Source organism: Anaerococcus sp. AGMB09787 (genome assembly GCF_022808955.1).
Classification (GTDB): Bacteria; Bacillota; Clostridia; order Tissierellales; family Peptoniphilaceae; genus Anaerococcus.
In genome coordinates, this window is record NZ_JAKZEY010000021.1 from 1 (window position 1) to 20,941 (window position 20,941).

Consider the following 20,941-nt stretch of genomic DNA (forward strand, 5'->3'; position numbering starts at 1 on the left):
GAAGATTAATGAAGAACTAAACACAGATATATTTAATATTTCAATAATATCAGACCCCCATGTCCTAGCTGGGACTCTTATGGGGGATAATCAACATTTTGATAAAGAACTAAAGATAGAGAGAAAGCTTGTTGTAGAAAGCGAGGGGCTCTTTAAGAGGTCCTTGGAGATGGTAGATGCCTCTGAGTCCAATATCTTGATACTCCCAGGAGATATGGTAAAGGAAGGAGAGTACGAATCCCACAAGCTTGTCTCAACCTACCTAAGAGAATGGAAGAGCAAAGATCCAAGTCGCAAAATATTCCTAACTCCTGGTAACCACGATATCAACGACCAAAGGGCCTACGACTTTAGTAAGGATATGCCTACCCGTAATGTAAGTCCCTACGAATTTTATAAGCTTTATGACTTTATCTTCAATGATGACTCAATTATAGACTACTACAAGGGCTCAAATGAATTCAAAATCTACCTCGATGAGGTAAATAAGATTTACCAAAGAAAATACCAATACTCCTACTATGCCCACGGATATTTTTCCTATGTGGCAAGGCTTAAGCAAAACAATAACCTCGACAACGGCCTTACCATAATAATGCTAGATACATCAATCTATTCAGCGGACAGGGAAGAAAAACATAGGGACGGCAGGGGCAATATTCCAGGATCTGTTAACCTCAAGCAAATGAAGTGGATAGTGGATAAGATAGATGAGGCCAAGGAAAGAAAGGATATGGTAATAGTTGTGGCCCACCATGCCTTCTTGCCAAACTTTAGAAACCAAGAACTTGTCCTCTCTCCCTTCTTGATTAAGGAATACAAGGATAAATTTGAATGTGAAGACGAGCGTATCAATGGCAAGACTCCCATAGAGGTCCTAGCTGATAATGGAGTGAAATTCCTCTTTACAGGCCACCTCCACGAAAATGGAACAGCCAAGTACAAGAGCGAGGCAGGATCAATAATCTATGATATCCAAACCGGATCAACTATAACCTACCCACTACCTATAAGGCATGTCCTCATAGAAAACAAGAGTCCTACCAAAAACGGCTTTGACATCTTTGTAAGCACTGAGCTAATAAGTGACTTCTCCTTTACAGACCAATATGGCGAAGACCACTATATAAAAGAAGCCAGGGCCTACACCATGCAAAACCAACTTAGCCTAAGGGAGGTAGTAGACAACTACATCAAAATCCAAGCCAACAACCCCCTATTTGAAAATGTAGACTACAAAAAACTCCTTATCGATAACTTAAACTCAAACTTCGATATGGACATCCCCTATCAAAACTACATGAACCAAATAGTCTTCCCTAGAATCATCAAATTCTTTCCAATCTCAAGAAAATACGTGGGCAGAATATTTATATCAAACCTCAACTACAACTACGAATTTAGGATCAAGGCCCTCGCCAACACCTTCTATATCAAGGCAGAAAACATAGAAGCAGCCATAGATATAATCCTAGACCAGGCATCACAAATCCTTACCCCTGACTTCGTTATGGAAAAAAGCCTTGCTATAATGGAAAAAGTCTGGTCCATGCCAATTGACGAAGACCACAACTTCTACGACTTTGCCAACTACATCTACCAATATAGGTCAACAGACAAGGAAGAAAAACCTGCTTATATAGAAAAAATGATAGCAAACATCAATTCTCCTGACTACGACCTAATAGGAATGCTAATTGACTATGCAGAAGAAGAAATCAACGAATACTTTGACACCGTAACAAGATCTTTCAAATTAGAGAAAGAAGGATCCAAAGAAAAATTCTTCCAAGACCTTATCCAAATCAAGGGCCTCCCTGGAAACCTCTTCTACAAGTACTTCATCAAAAAAGTATCAACCCTAAGAGACTTCCTAGACTTCTTCTCAAGATTTTTGACCAAAAAATCCAAAATAAAAGGAGTAGATTTGGCCAAAACCCTAGCCCACTCCACAGCAATAAAAATTGCCAAAAACAACATCTCCGACAAAATCTTCGGCCAAAAATCCCTAAGAAAATTTCTCCTAGGACTAATAGGAGAAATGAACAACGAAATGAGCTCCATCTACCAAAACGCCAACCTAAACGAACTAGACCACTACTTCAACTATATAGAATATGATGAGTCATAAATAATTTAGGGTCTACAAAATTAGACCCTCTTAGTTTAAATTCCGAAAATATTTTTTTACGAGATTATTTAATAAATACTATGTAAAACTCTTGGGTCAATTTAGTTTTATAATATTTATTTAAACAGTAATCCATTTTTATTAATAACTGTTAATAATTAAATAGACTTCTGATACTAATCACCAATTAAACACATATAAATGCGTATAATAAATATATGAATAATCAAGAAATATTTAATCTAATTGATCAATTAGAAATTGCTAGAAAAAATAAAAAATAATAAAATAGTAGATCAAAGACTAAAATCAATCATCTTATAATAGACACTAATAAAATTAATAATCAAAAATCCAATATCTATGCATAATGCTTTTAACAAAAGATATGGTCAAGAATATTGTCCTAAGGATTGGATGCTTTGTCTATATTCAACAAGATATTAGTATAAAAACTTAATGGAGCTTAATACCAGACCAATAAAATGTCTAAATTATCAAACTCCATTTGTTTTATTTATGCACGCGCTTAGTTTAATTTAGGTGTCGCAATATTATTTGCAATTCACATTGTATTTATAAATAGAATAATTATTGTTGAAATTACCTAATGTTAAAAGAGTCAATCATTGTACATCTTCTTTTCCTGCAAAAGCTTCTCGCACTTGTTAGTCCTTCTCCAGTAGGACCAGCAATTGTAAATGTTGTGAAACCTTCTCCACCAACGCCTATTCCTGCATATGATGGTGCGTTTTTAACGAAGATAGTACACTCTAATAGTTTGGCCATTTTAGTTAACTTGTCTACATTCTTTGAATGCATAATAGCAGTATGTCTATTACCATGTTCAGCCTGATAAGCGTAATCAATTGCTTTATCAACATTATCACAGCAAACAATAGGTAATATAGGCATCATCATTTCTTCTTGAACTAAATGATGTTCCTTATTTGCTTTAAATATAATCAATTTTATATTACTAGGAACATCAATTCCTAAATCTCTAAGTATGACTTTGGCATCTTTACCTACATAATCTACTTTTGGTTTTCCATCATCCTTACTTACCATTTTGTCCATCTTTTCAATTATCTCTTTATCATTTAATAAATATGCACCATTTTTTTGCATATGAAGTATTAATTTGTCAAAAACTTCTCTTACAACAAAGACTTCTTTTTCAGCAATGCATGGAACGTTATTATCAAAGCTTGACCCATCAACTATATCTTTTGCTGCTTTTTCAATATCAGCTGTTTCATCAACTACAACAGGAGGATTACCCGCTCCTGCACCTATTGCCTTCTTTCCCGATGATAATACTGTATTAACTATACCAGGACCACCTGTTGCAACCAATAACCTAATTTTATTATTTTTCATCATTTTATTTGTATTTTCAATAGATGGTTCTCTGACCATAGATATGAGATTTCTTGGTGCTCCTACTTTTTCTAATGCTTTGTTTAATAATGTTATCAACATAATAGAAGTTTCCTTAGCTCTAGGATGAGGTGAAAATACAACAGAATTGCCACCTGCTATCATTCCTATAGAATTACATATTATTGTTTCAGTGGGGTTTGTTGTAGGTGTTATAGAACCTATTACACCAAAAGGGCAATATTCTTCTATTGTAATACCATTCTCTCCAGTTTTAGCCCATGTTGTTAAATCTTCAATTCCTGGAGAATTTTCAGCAGCTGCTTTATTTTTTAAAATCTTATCTTCATATTTTCCTATACCAGTTTCTTCAACCGCTTTTCTTGACAAAGTTTCTAAATTATCAGGTTCCAATATAGCCGCTCTCATTGAATCAACAAGTTTACCTCTTTGCTCAATCGACATATTGAATAATTCTCTTTGAGCTTTATTGCTTGCTTCAATTGCATCATCCATATCATCAAATATACCATAATCATAATAATCAAATTTATTATCTTTAGAATCTTCCATTTCAGCCAATATTTTTCTAACCACTTCTTCAATAATTTCAGTTTTCATAATTAACTCCTTCAACTGATAGCAATTCCATATGGGGTTACCAATAATGCATTATCTATCTTTCTAGTTTTTATATTTGTAATATCTTCAAATATTTTTTCTATTCCCTCAAAACAAGAAGATCCGCCAACTAAATATATCTCATCAATGTTAAACGACGATACTATACCACTAGTTATAGTAGCCATTTTTTCAAGTGTCGGCCTTACAAGATTAGTTATTTCTTTTGTTGCTGATTTTTTTAAAATTTCAGCTTCCCTCAAACTTACTCCATAATACCCAGATACAACAAGATCCATATGAATACCTCCTGTTGCTTCATCATAGCTATAAATAGACTTTCCATCCTTAATTATAGAAATTCCTGTAGTACCTCCTCCTAAATCAACAACCGCACCATTTTCAATATTTAAAACTTTTGCAGCTGCATCCGGCTCAAGAACTATCTTTTCTATATCAAAATCACAAGATTCAACAATATTTTTTATTGCATTATAATTAGACTTATCAACATTTGGCGGTAACGCTGCATTTGATAAAGAAAGTTTAGTGTCTAAACTCTCCTCAAGGCTTAATTTTAATTTTTTCAAAATATTTATTGCACCTATGTAATCTATAACTACACCATCTTTTACTACGGTAGATGGATACGTTTTACCTGCTACAGGCTCTTTATTTTCATCAACGACAACTAGCACTATGTTGGCAGTACCTAAATCAACCCCTACTTTGTATCCTTTATTATTTTTATCAACTTTATTAGTCTGTATTAAATAATTTAATTTATCAAGTTTCTCTTCATATTCCATAAAATTATATAATCTCATCAAAGAAATGTGATATTAAAACTTTATCATTATTTGACAATCCTAAAGCATTTGCTTCATCTGTATCAATATGCATTTCTAGTTTATATTTATCTGAAACTCTTATAAGTACATTAGAAACTATTGCTTTTCTTTTTCCAAAAATTTTAACGTCTACAAAATCTCCATCTTTAACATTCATCTTAATTGCATCTTCAGGTGTCATGTGTATATGTCTCAATGCCACAATAGTGCCTTCGTCTATACGTATCTTTCCTTTTGGTCCTATAATCTCTACCCCACAAGAACCTTTTAAATCTCCTGATTCCCTTATAGGTGGTTTAATACCCAACAAAAACGAATCTGTTTTAGATATTTCTAGTTGTGTCCTAGTTCTTACAGGTCCCAATATTCTTACTTTTTCAAATTCACCTTTATTACCTCTTATTGTAACAGTTTCTTCTGCTGCAAATTGACCAGGTTGACCCAAATTTTTTTTAATATTTAACTTATATCCTACTCCAAATAAAATATCAAGATCTTTCTGTGATAAGTGTATATGCTTATTAGAAACTCCAACAGGTATTAAAAATCCGTCAATTTCATTTAATTTATCAGACACTCTTTGACAAACAATTTCAACTAATCTATTGCTAATCATCTTCCCTTCCTATTCCGAATAATAAGATCTATTTAAAATCAATCTTAAAAGCCAAATTTATTATTAGTAACTTAATATTTTTCTTATAATCTCTATCTTATCTAATCTTTCCCATAAATATTCTTTTTCGCTTCTACCAAAGTGACCATATGTAGAAAGATCTCTGTATATAGGTCTTCTCATATTAAAATTATTAATTATTGAGTTTATTGATAAATTAAATACTAAAGGAATCATACTATTTATTTTTTCAATCGATACTTTCTCACTACCAAAACAATTTAAATAGATAGAATCTACTTTTTCCTTTCCGATTACAAAAGAAAGCCCAACTTCGCATCTATCAGCAATTCTAGAAGCAACAATATTTTTAGCTATGTATCTAGCCATATAAGCACCAGATCTATCTGCTTTTGATGGATCTTTACCTGAAAAAGCACCACCTCCGTGCTTACATACTGAACCATATGTGTCAACAATAATTTTTCTACCTGTTAAACCGCAATCAGCAGCAGGACCACCTTTAACAAATTTACCTGTGTTATTTACATAAATTTTTGTTTCATGATTTAAGTATCTATTATCTATTTCTTTCATAATAACTTCTTCAATAATTTTATTTTTAATATTGCTAACATTTATTTTATGTTGAGCAGCAATAACTATCGAATCTATGCTTATAATATTTTCGTCACGATAATGGATACTAACCTGAGATTTACCATCTGGATTAAGACCTTCAATTATATAATTCTTCCTTACATAATCAAGTCTTTTAACAAGTCTATTTGCTAAATCTATGGAATATGGCATATAATTTTTAGTTTCATTACAAGCATATCCATAAACAATACCTTGATCACCAGAACATATCTTTTCTTTATTGACTCCAATTGATATATCATGTGATTGTTCTACAATATTAGAAATTACAATTGACTTATTAAAATCAAATCCAATATCAATAGTATTATAGCCAATATCTTCTAGAACTTCTTTCGCTATTTCTTCAACATCAATTTTTATTTTTGAACTAACTTCACCAGCTATCACTAATAATTTATTTGAAATCATAGTCTCTACTGCAACCCTAGCATTTTTGTCGAATTTTAAATATTCGTCTAAAATTGCATCAGATATTTGATCACAAATTTTATCAGGATGACCTTGAGTTACTGATTCACTTGTTATGACATAATCTTTCATGTTTTACTCTTTCTTGTAACAATTTTTGAATTCTTCAACAGTTAGATTTTCATATTTTTTAAAGACCTTGCAAAAATATGAGCTTTCCTTATAACCTAATTTATAGCAAACATCAACAATTGAAGAATCATATCTCAAAAACATAAATTTTGCCTTATTTATTTTTTTTAAATGGATATAGTTTAATATTGTTAGATTATATTCTTTTTTAAAAATCCTACTTAAATATCCTTGTGAAATATTCAAATTGTCTACAACATCCTTCAAAGAAATATTTTGATCAATATTGTTATCAATATAATTATAAAAATTTTCCATAATCGGATAACGGTCCATAGTCCTTTTTTTGAAAATATAGTCAAATGTATCAAATAACCAAACTGGATATAAATTATTAATAATTATATTTTCATAATCAATCAATAATGTTTGCTCATTAACTAAATCTTTAATATTATATGAATCGATATATGTTGATATGATTTTATGCTCTATATAATCCATTTTATCTGAAATATTAATATCCTTATGATTTTTTAACCATGTAGAAATATAAGTAATGTATAAGTATACTTTTTTAAAATTATGATTATGAAATTCTTGATAAACTTCATCAATCATCAAATTCTCAAGATTTTTTTGCTTTTTTTCATAATTTTCTAAAACTTCTACTATTTTCATATTTGTAATTGGCTTTAATATGAAATCAACTACCTCTTTATGATTTATATTGTCAATAACCGATTTTAGTATTATTAAATTACTATAATTGGCAATAAAAAAAATTTTCACATGTTTATTTTTCTTATAAATCTCTTCAATGTAATTTATTTTCATTTCAATAGACGATTGATACTCCGAAAATATAATATCAATTTTTGCTAAGTCGAATTTTAATAAACTTTCTTTATAAGAATAGCATTCACCTGCAATTTTAAATTTTTTAAGATTTTTAACTATATTTACAAAAACCTTATTGACAATTTCTTTTTCATTAACAAGCAGAATGTTATACATATCAAATCCTTACAAACTTTTAATTTTAATCACAAACTCATTGCCCCCTAATTCATCATTGTAGCTATTTTTAATACTAAAGCACTCTTTTTCTCTATGATGATATTGTAACTTAATATTTTCAATATATTCTTCCATTATTCCAAGCTCATTTAATAAATTTCTTTCTATGGCAAATTCCTTTAAAATCGATTCAGTTATTTCCATTCCTTTATCAGTAATAGATAAAATAATATAATCATCTTCTTTTGTAATATTTATACTACAAAAATATTTTTCATTTATTTTTATCCCAAATAAAGTTATAAATTCTACAATTGGGAAAACTATATAATCAAGTTTAGTAGATTTATCATTAAATTCATTTACCTTATAATTAAATCTATCCCCATATTGAACTTTTAGCATGTAATAAAAATTCTTTATAATTTCTAAAAAATTACTAATATTCATATTTGTAGAATCTAATAAACAATTAATAAATATTCTATAAGCATTAATATATTCTCTTAATAAAGCCAAATCATTTATTATATATAAATAATCCATGTTTTCTAAAAAATCATTTAGAAAAATCCTATTTATATCATTACTTATAAGAAAAAATTTATTATGATAAAATATTTTTTTCTCTTTTTCACTATCTAATTTATATTCAAGCTGAGAAATCCTTTCTAGATTCTTATTTTGATTAAATCCCGATATTACATTTTGCTTAACCATTTGTGAAATTATAAGTTCAACTAAATTTGTTATTTTTAAAAATTCTTTATAAGTATATTCCTTACCTCTCTCTAAATTTTTTCCTATATCATCAAAATTTATAAATTCATCGGTTGGTAAAATTTGTTTGCTCATCTTATAAATATTATTTGGAGCATCATTACAGATAACCTGACCCCCGATAAATCCTCCAAAGTAAGTATCATTTATTACTACTGGTATAGCCATTTCTAAAAATCTAAATGGACAATAGTATATACTAGTTTTCTTAATAACCGCTGACCTTATAGCTCCTGATGCATCACTTAACCTACATATATTATCATACATCTTATTTTGTCTAATCATTTTACAATGATCTGAAAAATTAGTTAATTTAGTTAAAGGATTTCCTCTAAAGTCTACTGTAACAAAAGCAAGTCCCGTAACATCAGAAATTGCTGTTTGTATTTCTTCTAAAGTTTCTTTACCAAAAATAGATATTAAATCAGAGTTTTCTAATTCCTTTATATACTTTTCATCAATTGTAATACTTACTAAATCTTTATCCATTATGATCTCCAAGGCGTTTAATTTAGAATCAATAAATACTTTCTAATATTTTAATAACATCTGATATTAAAACATTAACTGGATTAGTTGAAATACAGTTATCAAGCAATGCACTATTAGCCATTTCTTCTATTAATCTATTATAAGAATTTAATTCAACCTTGAGTTCAGATATATTTTTTGGCATATTCATTTTATTTTGTAATATATCAACAAAATATTTTAATTTGATTATACTTTTTTCCTTATTGTCATTTTCGTCAGAAATTCCAATTTTTTTAGCATAAATAGAATATTTCTCTTTTGCTTTAGCACATTTACAATTATAGTCAATTATCTTATTTATTAAAATCCCATTTGCAAGTCCATGTGGAATATGTAAAAAGCCTCCTATTTGATGAGCAATACTATGATTTAATCCTAAACCTGCATTTTGAAAAGCTAGTCCAGCTAGCATTGAAGCTATATGCATATTCTCTTTCGCTTTAATATTTTCTTTGTCATCATAACTTAGTAACAAATTCTTAACTATTAGTTCTCCAGCTTTTTCACAAAGTGCATCTGAATAATAATTAGATTGAGTTGATACATAAGCTTCAATAGAGTGCGTCAAAACGTCTATTCCTGTATTTGCTATAATAGACTGAGGTAAATTTTTAGTTAAGTTTACATCTAAAATAGCTACATCAGGTAATATTTCATCACTTTGACATAGATGTTTGATATTAGTATCCTCATCTTTTATAACCGCTATACTAGTTACTTCGGATCCGGTTCCACTTGTAGTCGGAATAGCTATGAATATATGCTTTTTCTTAAATAAACTCTTTCCAAAATACAAAACACCTTTTGCTGTATCTATAACAGAGCCACCACCAACTGCAACTATATACTCGCAATTTTTTCTTAATAGCTTACTCAATGCTTTAGATACAACACTAAGTGAAGGATCTGGATTTATTTCATAAAAGAACGTTATATTATTATCTTTTAAATTATTTGTAACTAAATCTGTTATTTTATTTTTATATAAAAATTCATCAGTTATAACTAAGATATCTTTATTTTTAATTTCATTAAGATTTTTTAAGGAATCTTTTCCGAATATAACTCTAGTTTTGTCAAATATTTCCATTTTATCACCTTACCTGATAGAAAAAGGATCTATTAATACACATCTTCTTTTTCTAGTTAAATCCTTTGCTGTAATAGTTCCTTCCCCAGTAATATTTGCTATTGTGAAAGCAGCAGGAGTATTATCTGAAAATCCTATAGCATCTAATGCTGATCCATTTTTAACAAAGACCGATGTTTGTAATTTCTTAGCTGCAAAATTAAGCCTATCAAGGTCATTTGAATAAATACCTGCAGTATGTTTATATCCTCGTTCAGCTTCAATAGCATAATCAATTGCCATTTCAAAATCATCTACTACTACAATAGGAACAATTGGCATTAATAATTCTTCTGTCACAAAAGGATGTATCTTTGGTACAGTAACCGTTATTATTTTATAATCTTTATTCCTCTTAAGCTTTGCTATATCTATAATATTATTTGCATCGACTCCACCATACATCTTATTAGGCTTTAGATCTTCATTCAATAAAACTTTGGAAAGTTTTATCATTCTACTAAAGTCATTTATATTAAATGCTCCTTCTTTTTCTAATTCACTTATAAATTTATTATATACTTCTCTAACGACAATTAAATTTTTTTCAGTCACACACATAAGATTATTATCAAAGCTTACACTTTTGACAATACACCTTGCGGCTTTTTTAATATCTGCCGTTTCATCTATTATAAATGTAGGATTACTTGGACCAGCAGCAATTATTTTTTTCTTACACTTTATTACTTCTTTAGCAACATCAGACCCACCTGTACTTATTATCATATCTATATCAGGATGATGCATTATTTCGTTTACATTATTTAATGATATATTATCCAAAGTAACTACAAGGTTTTCAATTCCAGATATTTTAAAAATTGTATCTGATATTATTTTTGTTAAATATTTTGATACACCTATAGCTCTTGGATGAGGACACAAAACAACAGAATTCCCTGAAGATAATAATGAAATAACATTGTTAATTAAAGTAGCTGTTGGATTGTTACTTGGCAAAATATCACAAACAACACCATAAGCGGATCTCTCAAACAATGTTAACGACTTATCCTTAGTAATTGCTTCTGTATTTAGATCTTCTGTACCAGGTGTTTGCTCTATAGCTACTTTTAATTTTATCTTTTTATCTCGTAATATTCCAAAATTTGTTTCTTCATAAGTCATTTTTGCAATTTTTTCTAAATTGCTTTCTAACACTGATCTTAAGTTTATTATAATATCTTCACGACTTGATATTCCAAGTTTTTCAAAAGATTTAAATGCTCTAACAGCAGCATCTATCGCTTCCGTTACTGAAGTAAATACATATTTGTTTAACATACCATAACCCTCTAGCTTATTATTTCATCTATTATACCAACTATAGCTAAATCAATGACTGAAGCTTTTCTTTCACTTTCCACTCTAACTGCCGAACCTGATGCTACTAAAACCGATTCACCTATACCAGCACCGACATAATCTACAGCGACAAACTCTTCTCTAACTAAATCATCAGAAACATTATGTTTTTGAACTATCATTAATTTAGTACCTTGTAAAGTATTACTTTTTGTCGTTGCAACTACATTTCCTATAACTTTCGCTATGAACATATTATATTATTCCTTATAAGTTATTATCTTCTGACAATATATTACTTATTATTGCCATCTTTATTAAGCTTCTTATTATTTTCTTTACTTTTTTCTTCAAAAATATTATTCAACTTTTCTTTAGAATCTGAATTTTCATTAGATTCGTTTTTGATTATAGCTTTACTTTTTATAACTAGAGTTTGTTTATTAGTTTTTTTTAACATTTCATCTATAACAGATTTTGATGGTCTTGCAATAATATCATGAGATATTAATTTACCAGATTTTTCTGCAATAGCTAAACCTGCATTTACTCCTGCTGTTACCGCTCCTATATCACCGCATATCTTTACTGTTACCATTCCAAATCCCTTAGTTATTTCTAAATCGTTAATATTCACATTTGCTGATTTTACCATAGCATCAGCTACATATATAGCAGTAGATAATCCCTCTACTTCTATTAGTCCTAATGAATTGCCCATTTTCGTACCGCCTTATTGTCCAAAATTTTAATATTCATTTTTAATATTTCTTCGTAATATCCCTTTAACTTTTCTTTATAATAATCTGGCTCTTTTTCAGTTAATTTTTCTAAACCATTTATCCAAATTGCTATAGATATGCCAGCTTTAAAAGATTTTTTTATTATGTTGGTTTCTATACTATTTGATTTTAATAAAGTGATATCTACTATATCATCTACACTCAAACTACCAAATAAAACCTTCTTAAACTTATCATTAATCTTATCAACATCTTTGTAGCTTATAACCTCACTGAATAAATCATTCTCTCTTAAGTCAGCAAAATTTTTTTCAGGAACATCATCAGAAACTAAAGCAGACAAGTCATAATTTTCATTAGATAAGTATTCTTCTAATAAATAGTAACTATTTTTCCAAGGATAAGGAAAAACTACCAAAATTTTCTCTTTATTTAGTAAACCTTTTTTATATTCAGTCAGTATTTTTTTAATTATTAACCTTATTCTTGTTTCATCATCTAACATTGATCTACCGCCTTATATTATAGGGCAGTATAAACCGCCCTAATCTTATAATTATTTTTCCTTATTTGAAAATAATGATATTATAGTCTCAGTATCTGTGTGTGGTCTTGGAATAACGTGAGTAGAAACTACTTCTCCAACTATTTTTGCTGAAGCACTACCTGCATCTACTGCAGCCTTTACAGCACCAACATCACCTCTAACCATTACAGTTACTAGTCCTGACCCTATTTTTTCATATCCAACTAAGTTAACGTTAGCTGCCTTTACCATTGCATCTGCTGCTTCAATAGCTCCAACTAATCCTTTTGTTTCTACCATACCTAATGCTTCTGAATTCATATATTTCCTCCTAAATTTGTATTTCTATATTTGAATTTTCCTAAATATACGGTTTAGTTGTAGACTTAGGATCTTCACCTAAACTTTTTAATAATTTTTTCCCAACTTCTATTGCTGCTTTAACCGCTTGTCTTACAGCTCCTGAATCACCAGTAAATGTTAACATTACTTCATTGGAATAACTTGTACCTTTTGCTGGCGAAGAATAAGATATTACTTCTACATTTGCGGCTTTTACAGCTGTATCAGCTAAAACCGTTCCTATAGCTGCTGGACCCGCGCAAACAAGACCGAAACTTTTACCTACAGGTGCACTAAATGCTTTCTCTATAGAAAAACTAGCCCTTGCAGTATATTGAAACTCCAAATGACCTGCTTCATTTTGATAAACATCTCCAAAATATTTAGGTAAATTTTCTAGCGCTATCTCGACTGCTCTTCTAGCATCAGAAACATCTTCTGCTCCAATATAAATTAACGATCCATGTCCTGCTCCACCTTTAGTGTCACGAGGAAGTTCTATAGATATTACTTCGGTATTCGTAGCTTTTACTGCATCATCGACAGCCATTATTTGAGGTCCAGCACCTATCCTTCCTCCTAATATTCCTATTGATTTATATTTTCCTAAGTTCATTTTTTCCACAAGTAAAGGATCCACACTAGCAATCACCAAACCTATTGTATCTCCTACCGAAGTTCCTACAAATTCTGTTATTTCGATAGAGTCCTTACTAACTTGCGATTTTCTTTGTTTATCTAAACCCAACTCGTCAGATACCTGCCCCATGACTTTTTCTAACAAATCTCTATCCATTTACTCCTCCTAGCCACCTATTTGGCATATCAAATCATTATCTTCAACAATTTTCTTTAAATTGTTAAGGTGTTCTTCTTTATTTTTTTTCGTATCTTTCATCAAATAATCTCTACCTAGTAAATAATATTTGTTCTCACCGTAATTGTGATAAGGCAAAATATGTATTTGCTCAACATTATCTAGTGTTTTAACAAATTTCACTATTGAAGAAAACTCTTCAACACTGTCATTTACTCCAGGTATAACTGGTATTCTAATAATTGTTCTGGTCATCGATTGAATCAATTTTGCATTTTCTTTAATCACTTCATTGTGAACCTTTGTATATTTATAATGTAAATTTGTATCGTATGTTTTCATGTCTAACAAAACAAGATCTATATGAGGTACAACCTCCATTATAACTTCTTTACTAATATATCCTTCTGTTTCAACTGCTGTATGCCATCCTTTGGCATGGCATGCTTTCAAAAGTTCTTTTGCAAATTTATATTGAAGTAAAGCTTCACCACCTGATAAAGTAATACCTCCACCAGAATTTCTATAGTAAGTTTCATCTTTTTTTACTTCATTTATAACATCCTCAACAGTCATTTCTTTACCCTTTAGAGTAAGTGCTGATGAAGGACAAACATTAACGCATTCACCGCAAGATATACATTTTTTTCTATCTATCCAATACTTATTTTGAGGACCAATAGCATTATTTAGGCAAATTGATACACACTTTCCACAATGTATACAAAGATTTTTCCTAAACATTATTTCAGGCTTAGTATTTTGGGATTCCGGATTTGAACACCATATACATCTTAAAGGACAACCTTTCAAAAAAACTATAGTTCTAATACCGGGACCGTCATGTATCGAATACTTTTGTATATCAAAAACAATACCTTTCTGTGAATAATCGATAACTTTCATTGTAATTAATTACTCCTAAATTTTATCAAATTCTGTACGGTTTATTATATCATCTTGAACTTCTTTAGCTAGTGTTACAAAATGAGCAGAGTAACCTGCAACTCTTACAATCAAATCTTGATTATCTTCAGGATGTTCTTGAGCATCCAACAAAGTTTGTTTATCTACTACATTGAATTGGATGTGACTACCTTTATGATCAAAATATGTTCTAACTATTGATGCAAAATTCCTTAACCCTTGATCTCCAGCAATTGCTGATGGTGAGAATTTTTGATTATATAGAGTACCATTTGAAGCTTGTGCATGTGGTAGCTTAGATACTGAATTAGCGGCAGATGTTGGTCCGTGATTATCTTTTCCTTGCCTTGGGGATACTCCATCAGCCAATGGTTGATGATTCAATCTTCCATCTGGAAGTGCATTTACATCCTTACCATAAAGTACGTTAGCTGATACAGGATATATTCCAGCTTGGAATTGACCATTTCTAGGATTTTTATACTTATCTAATTCATCACAATAAATTTTAGCACACCTAACTGCAAACTTATCGCACTCGTCATTATCATTACCAAAAGATCCAGTATTTTCTAATATATTTCTAATAGTATTGAATTTTCCGGTAACCTCTCCACATCCGCAACCAGTAATTTTTTGTTCGCTTATATTTTTGGATTCGTTTATCTCATTGTGTATAATATCCTCTAAAGAGTCTATGTCCACTGAACCAGTTGAAGATAAAATTTTCTTTACAACCTCATATATTTCTTCTTCAGATAGATTATCATTACCTGAGTCTTCACTTTCTATAGAGCAAGCACAATTAGGTTTTATATTATCCGAATAACCAAAATTTTGATCCAAAGCTTCTTTAAGCTCTTTTAAAGTTATTTTTTTATCTTCAAAAACATTTTTGTAAATAGCGTACATACTATCTCCAGAATCAGCAACACCAAAAGCTTGTGGACCAGTGAAATTATATTTTGCTCCTCCTTCTTGTGATGATTTACCATTTTTTAGACAATTATCTACCAATGCAGACATAAAAGGCAAAGGTGCTCTCGTCATATGAGAATAATCTATACAATTATCTGCCTCTACTAAATATTGAACGAAATATTGCATTTGCTTTTTATAAGCATCAAAAATATCATCTATTGATTTCATATCCGTCAATTCACCAGTAATTGGTCCTACTTGCTCATCGCCTATTTTTCCATTATGTAAAGCTATCTCCAAAACCTTAGCTATATTGAAAAATCCGGCATCATGCCATCCTTCTGTTTTGTGAGCCGCTTGAGGTTCAACACAACCAATTATGCAGTAATCTCTTGCATCTTTAAGTTCAACACCTCTTGAAACCAAAGCTAGTATAATTACCTCATCATTATAAAAAGCTGGCACACCATAGCCTAATCTTGCAACTTCACAGGCTCTTAAGATAAACTCTTCAGGAGTATTTTGATGAACTCTAACTGAAAAAGACGGTGCAGGTAATCTTACATGAGAAACTGCTTCCATACACATATAAGAAATATCATTTGTAGCATCATTACCATCAGAGTCTTCTCCTCCAACACATAAATTTTGGAAAACTGCATATCCTGCAAATGCTTGAGCTGAAACCTCATCTCTAGTCTTATTTATATCATTTAATTTAACCCATATACAGTCAATATATTCTTGAGCTTGTTCCTTTGAAACAGATTTATCATTTTTATAATAAGGATACATATATTGATCAAATCTACCCGGTGAAACAGAATGACCGTTAGATTCTAATTGTATCATTATTTGAATAAACCAAAATGATTGACAAGCTTCATAAAAATTACTTGCACCATATTCAGGAACTCTTCTACAATTTTCAGATATTTTTAATAATTCATCCTTTCTTATAGGATCATTTTCTTCCTGTGCCATTTGTTTAGCTTTTTTGGAGTATCTATGTGCAAAATTTATTGCCGCAGTATAAACAATTATGACAGCTTTATAAAAAGCCCTTTTCTTTATGCTTTCTGGATCATCCTCTTTTAAGGAATCTAAAAGTTCTACGGTTTCAGAAATTATGCCCCTAAAACCTTTTGATAAAATCTTCCCGTAATCAACGTTGACGTGACCTACTCCACCAAAATAATAATTGCCAACATCAAAAACTTTATTTTCCATACACTTTTTTACTTCATCACTCATTAACGAAGTTGCTAACTCGTAAGTGGTTTTACCTTTCCAATACGAAAAAGCTTCATGCAATCTTTTTTGAGTATTTTTAGGAATCTCAAATGGATCTGCCATTCTAGTTGACATTGTATCAAATTCATTTTCAACCCACTCATAAGAAAATTCAGGACACAAACCAGTAGATCTTGGTGCAATTGTTAATGATCCAACAATTAACTCATCATCTCGTATTGTGACAGGAATTTCATTAAATATCTTCTCCACTGCCTTTGCTCTTCTAAGTATTATAGGCAACCCTTCGGTTTCTTTATAAGATTCAGTTACTATTTCCGCTCTATCAGCTTCAACTTGTGGAGTTGCATTTATTATTACTTTGCGTAATCGCTCAATTCTCTCTGTAGGCTTACTAAAACCTTTAGCTATCATCTTTACCTCCTGTAATGAATTTTTAGTGATACGTTCCTTACACTTATCACTATCATAACTTTATGATATCAAATAAAACATGAAAACGTTAATAAAATTAAAACTAAATTATTGTACTTTTCAGATATATTTAATTAATAAAATCTACTTATCCTTAGTCAATAGATAATTTTGAATTGTAACATCAATTATACAAATAACGTTTTGTGCCTGATTTTTTATTATATGTTTTTGATACAATAATTTAATATTTCTATATCTTGATTTATAGTTCCACCACTTATCCCTAAAGCTCCTACTAATCTATCTTCTAAGTATATAGGGCTGCCACCTGGAAGAAAACACAAATCTTCCCCAAATATTTTCAAACCATCCAATGGTTTTAAATCACTATCAAAAAGATTTTCTGTAGAATTTTTAAATATAGCAGACGTCCTTGCCTTTAATCTGCTTAATTCAATGCTAACAGGCAAACAATCCGATTCTTTTTCAAAATATAACATATATCCCATGTCATCACATATGCTAACGCATATCTTAACTCCTAAATCCTTGGATTTACTTAAAGCTAAATCAGCCAGCTCTCTTAAAAAAGTACGATCAAATATTTTTTTCTTTGGTTTATAGAAAATAGGATTTTCAAGAACATTCATATTCAATTCAACCAAATTTTTACCTTTTTTATATTCTTCAACAAAATATTTTAATATTAAGCGAAGAGTATTTTCTGAATAAGTTTTTAATTCTCCTCTCATATAAGTTTCAATTGATGTCTCATTTGATGAATCTTGCCATGTATACAATTTTCTAGATCTCTTTCTATCAACATTCTTTTCCCGTATCATGTAAATTTGCAAAATGATTTCTACTAAAGTTTTTTTATACTTAGATACTTTCTCTATTAAATTTTCTACTTTTTTATACTCATTTGGATTCGTTGATTCCATCATATACGCATATTTTAAGGTTATTGGATTTATTTTTTCATCATAACTTAATAGATCCGTATAATAAGACCTTAAAATTTCAATATTATAAATAGACCGATAAGCAAATCTTGCGTAAAGGAAATTTCCTGGTTGTTTTTGGCAACTTGCATTCATATTACCATTTGTTTGCTTAAAATATTCCACCTCTTTTATAATTATTTTTCTGATTAAATCACATTTGACATTATCTATATCACCCATGTGTCCTCCTTTCTTAATGATTCATCTTGAATATTTTTTATTATTTCTAGTGCTTGATATATTAGAAAATCGATAGAGCTATCTGTTAATTTTGTATAATTTAAATATGTTACTACTTTTTTACAAATACTTTCAATAATCATATAATTGTCTTTAGACTTATCTTCATCATTTGCTAAAGCCAGTTTCTCAAGTTTTTCAAATGTAGTTATATCATATAAATCCAACTCAAGTAAGCTTCTTTTATACCACTTATAATATGGCATATATTTTTTATTTATTAAATGTAAAAACTCTACAAGATATCTTATAAATTCATTTTTAGCCCACAACGAAGCTATATAATCTTTTCTTTTCACAGATCTTAAGTAGTTGTATTGACCTGACTGAGCCATTTTGTTAAGACAAAACGCCATTTTTTTTAATCTAACATCATTGGGGTAATATTTTAATAATCTTTTTCTAATTTCAGTAAATTTTCTAAAATTATCAACATATACCTTCCCATTTGTCGCTGTTTTTAATAAATCTTGGGGTACATTTAAAAACTCTCTATTAGTAACTGGTCCATTCTCATAAAGTGTGTAATATTTATAAAAGCTTTCAATTGTTTGAACTTGAATTAAACCACTCAAATTTTCTTGAGAAAAATGAATGTTATTAATACATTTATCATATACATCTTTGGGAAGAAATAGATTTACTCTTTTATCAAAATCATGATCTCTTGACAAATAATCATCATATCCCAAACATTCAGATCCCATACCTACTAATCCAAAAGCAGAGTAAGGCAAAATATCTGTGTACTTTTTTTTAAATAAAGGTAAGACTTCAGAATAAAAAAACTCTTCTGACTCTTCAATGCCTTTTTTCTTTTCTCCTTTAATATTAAAAAAATCATTATATTTATCTATAATTTTTTCATAAAGTCTACTATCTTTATCTAAATGCTTGAGTGCTATGTTTTTAGATTTTTCCATGGCTTTATAAGAATCTATTTCATATCCAATTTCATAATACATATTAGATAAGCTAGCGTAGCTCTCAGCTAGTTGAACTTTATTACCAATGCTTTTTAATATTTTTATTGCTTTATTCTCAAGATTTATAGCGTCAAAAAATCTCCCGGTATCAAGAAATAAAAGAGATAGATTATTATATAAACTTGCCGTAGAATAATTATTTTCATTTAAAACATAGAACTTAGCCATACAAAAATACATATACGCTTCCTTATATTTTTTATACTCTCTATATGTATTTGCTAAATTAATTATAATATTAATATATGCCTCACTACCTTTACAAATATTTATATTGTCTAATATTTTAATTGACTGCTTTATAGCTAAAATCGCTTCTTTCTTTCTTCCTGTATTTCGTAACGCACCAGAATAATCATTAAGAATTTCAATCTTTTTCTTATCTAAATTATATTTATCACATATTTGTAATGATTTCTCTATAATGGGAATCATCTCTTGATTCTTGCCTTTTGAAAGCAAATATAAATATTGTTTTTGAAGTTTTTCTAATTCTTTCATATATTTTTAATTAATTCCTTTATAGGTCTTTCTATAATTGTGATATTTTTTATTACTTTTTTATCTATTCTTTGATTAATAAGTTCTTTAGACTGCTTCAACGAAGAAAGGTTTGAACTTAAAAATAAAAGCGACTTTCCAAAAAAGCCTAAGTTTGATTGAATTTTGAAGATATCAATATTTATATTTTTGTAGCATAGATCTCCCGCAACAATAGCATCATATGAATTTATAAATTCAGCAATTAATAGTGATTCTATAGACTCGATATTATTGCTTCTATTAATTTTATTAATCACTTCTTTAGATATATTGTAAATTGGTTTTTTTTTGCAATTTTGTATGTTGATTTTTTCCATATCTTTTATATCAGAATCATTACCATTGACAATTACGAGAAGTCTGCCTGGACAAACGTTTTTTATATATAATAATTCTAAAGTGTATTTTTTCATCAATTCATTAATCGTATTATATCCTTCTGAAATAGCAGAAAATTCAAATATTATAACCGAATTATCCATATTATCACCTACTTTTTAATTTAATATACATATAACTTTTTCCTTTTCAATAATATAATAAATGTTTTATTGAAAAATACAATATATTGGTTTGAATTACACCTTTTAAATATTGAATAATTAAAGTTACCAATGCATTATAATCTTAATTTAT

Annotated in this window: 19 protein-coding genes; 1 reads left to right on the plus strand and 18 read right to left on the minus strand. The window is 29.4% G+C overall.

What is annotated here, in order from left to right; genetic code table 11:
- The coding region (locus MUN42_RS05500; protein WP_243343521.1) for a metallophosphoesterase at nucleotides 1-2,131 on the plus strand (2,131 nt) is incomplete at its 5' end.
- A gap of 603 nt (nucleotides 2,132-2,734) precedes the next feature.
- On the opposite strand, the gene MUN42_RS05505 is transcribed toward MUN42_RS05500, so the two are convergent.
- The 18 genes from MUN42_RS05505 to MUN42_RS05590 all read right to left on the minus strand — a co-directional run bounded on the left by MUN42_RS05505 (nucleotide 2,735) and on the right by MUN42_RS05590 (nucleotide 20,787).
- On the minus strand, nucleotides 2,735-4,135 hold the full coding sequence (locus MUN42_RS05505) for an aldehyde dehydrogenase EutE (RefSeq protein WP_279323803.1): 1,401 nt from the start codon (nucleotides 4,133-4,135) through the stop codon (nucleotides 2,735-2,737).
- An 11-nt stretch (nucleotides 4,136-4,146) separates the two neighbouring features.
- On the minus strand, nucleotides 4,147-4,944 hold the full coding sequence (gene eutJ, locus MUN42_RS05510) for an ethanolamine utilization protein EutJ (protein ID WP_243343522.1): 798 nt from the start codon (nucleotides 4,942-4,944) through the stop codon (nucleotides 4,147-4,149).
- Nucleotides 4,945-4,948: 4 nt separating this feature from the next.
- A complete protein-coding gene (locus tag MUN42_RS05515) occupies nucleotides 4,949-5,602 on the minus strand; it encodes a phosphate propanoyltransferase (protein ID WP_243343524.1) in 654 nt (217 codons plus the stop codon).
- Between the two features lie 63 nt (nucleotides 5,603-5,665).
- Nucleotides 5,666-6,808 (minus strand): methionine adenosyltransferase, encoded by a 1,143-nt coding sequence (gene metK / locus MUN42_RS05520; RefSeq protein ID WP_243343525.1) that lies wholly within the window; start codon nucleotides 6,806-6,808, stop codon nucleotides 5,666-5,668.
- A gap of 3 nt (nucleotides 6,809-6,811) precedes the next feature.
- Nucleotides 6,812-7,825 carry an AraC family transcriptional regulator gene (locus MUN42_RS05525; protein ID WP_243343527.1) on the minus strand — a complete coding sequence of 338 codons (1,014 nt, stop codon included), beginning with the start codon at nucleotides 7,823-7,825 and terminating at the stop codon, nucleotides 6,812-6,814.
- Between the two features lie 9 nt (nucleotides 7,826-7,834).
- Complete coding sequence (locus MUN42_RS05530; RefSeq protein ID WP_243343529.1) at nucleotides 7,835-9,100, minus strand: PocR ligand-binding domain-containing protein; 1,266 nt, start codon at nucleotides 9,098-9,100, stop codon at nucleotides 7,835-7,837.
- 28 nt (nucleotides 9,101-9,128) lie between these two features.
- Nucleotides 9,129-10,235, minus strand: a complete 1,107-nt coding sequence (locus tag MUN42_RS05535) for a 1-propanol dehydrogenase PduQ (RefSeq protein WP_243343530.1) — start codon at nucleotides 10,233-10,235, stop codon at nucleotides 9,129-9,131.
- A gap of 9 nt (nucleotides 10,236-10,244) precedes the next feature.
- On the minus strand, nucleotides 10,245-11,561 hold the full coding sequence (locus MUN42_RS05540; protein WP_243343531.1) for an aldehyde dehydrogenase: 1,317 nt from the start codon (nucleotides 11,559-11,561) through the stop codon (nucleotides 10,245-10,247).
- Between the two features lie 11 nt (nucleotides 11,562-11,572).
- Nucleotides 11,573-11,836 (minus strand): EutN/CcmL family microcompartment protein, encoded by a 264-nt coding sequence (locus MUN42_RS05545; protein ID WP_243343533.1) that lies wholly within the window; start codon nucleotides 11,834-11,836, stop codon nucleotides 11,573-11,575.
- Nucleotides 11,837-11,877: 41 nt separating this feature from the next.
- A complete protein-coding gene (locus tag MUN42_RS05550) occupies nucleotides 11,878-12,303 on the minus strand; it encodes a BMC domain-containing protein (RefSeq protein WP_243343535.1) in 426 nt (141 codons plus the stop codon).
- Nucleotides 12,288-12,830, minus strand: a complete 543-nt coding sequence (locus tag MUN42_RS05555) for a hypothetical protein (protein WP_243343537.1) — start codon at nucleotides 12,828-12,830, stop codon at nucleotides 12,288-12,290. Before MUN42_RS05555 ends, MUN42_RS05550 begins: the two co-directional genes overlap by 16 nt.
- 51 nt (nucleotides 12,831-12,881) lie before the next feature.
- Complete coding sequence (locus MUN42_RS05560; protein ID WP_243343539.1) at nucleotides 12,882-13,172, minus strand: BMC domain-containing protein; 291 nt, start codon at nucleotides 13,170-13,172, stop codon at nucleotides 12,882-12,884.
- Nucleotides 13,173-13,212: 40 nt separating this feature from the next.
- On the minus strand, nucleotides 13,213-13,989 hold the full coding sequence (gene pduB, locus MUN42_RS05565) for a propanediol utilization microcompartment protein PduB (RefSeq protein ID WP_243343541.1): 777 nt from the start codon (nucleotides 13,987-13,989) through the stop codon (nucleotides 13,213-13,215).
- A 9-nt stretch (nucleotides 13,990-13,998) separates the two neighbouring features.
- Complete coding sequence (locus MUN42_RS05570; RefSeq protein WP_243343543.1) at nucleotides 13,999-14,916, minus strand: glycyl-radical enzyme activating protein; 918 nt, start codon at nucleotides 14,914-14,916, stop codon at nucleotides 13,999-14,001.
- 15 nt (nucleotides 14,917-14,931) lie between these two features.
- On the minus strand, nucleotides 14,932-17,526 hold the full coding sequence (locus tag MUN42_RS05575; RefSeq protein WP_243343544.1) for a glycyl radical protein: 2,595 nt from the start codon (nucleotides 17,524-17,526) through the stop codon (nucleotides 14,932-14,934).
- A gap of 221 nt (nucleotides 17,527-17,747) precedes the next feature.
- Entirely contained in the window at nucleotides 17,748-18,716 is a 969-nt protein-coding gene (locus MUN42_RS05580) for a DUF4125 family protein (RefSeq protein WP_243343545.1), read from the minus strand.
- Complete coding sequence (locus MUN42_RS05585; protein WP_243343546.1) at nucleotides 18,704-20,263, minus strand: DUF4037 domain-containing protein; 1,560 nt, start codon at nucleotides 20,261-20,263, stop codon at nucleotides 18,704-18,706. The genes MUN42_RS05580 and MUN42_RS05585 overlap by 13 nt, the downstream gene beginning before the upstream one ends.
- Nucleotides 20,260-20,787: a BMC domain protein gene (locus MUN42_RS05590; protein ID WP_243343547.1), complete on the minus strand. Its 528-nt coding sequence runs from the start codon at nucleotides 20,785-20,787 to the stop codon at nucleotides 20,260-20,262. Before MUN42_RS05590 ends, MUN42_RS05585 begins: the two co-directional genes overlap by 4 nt.
- Nucleotides 20,788-20,941 lie beyond the last annotated feature (154 nt).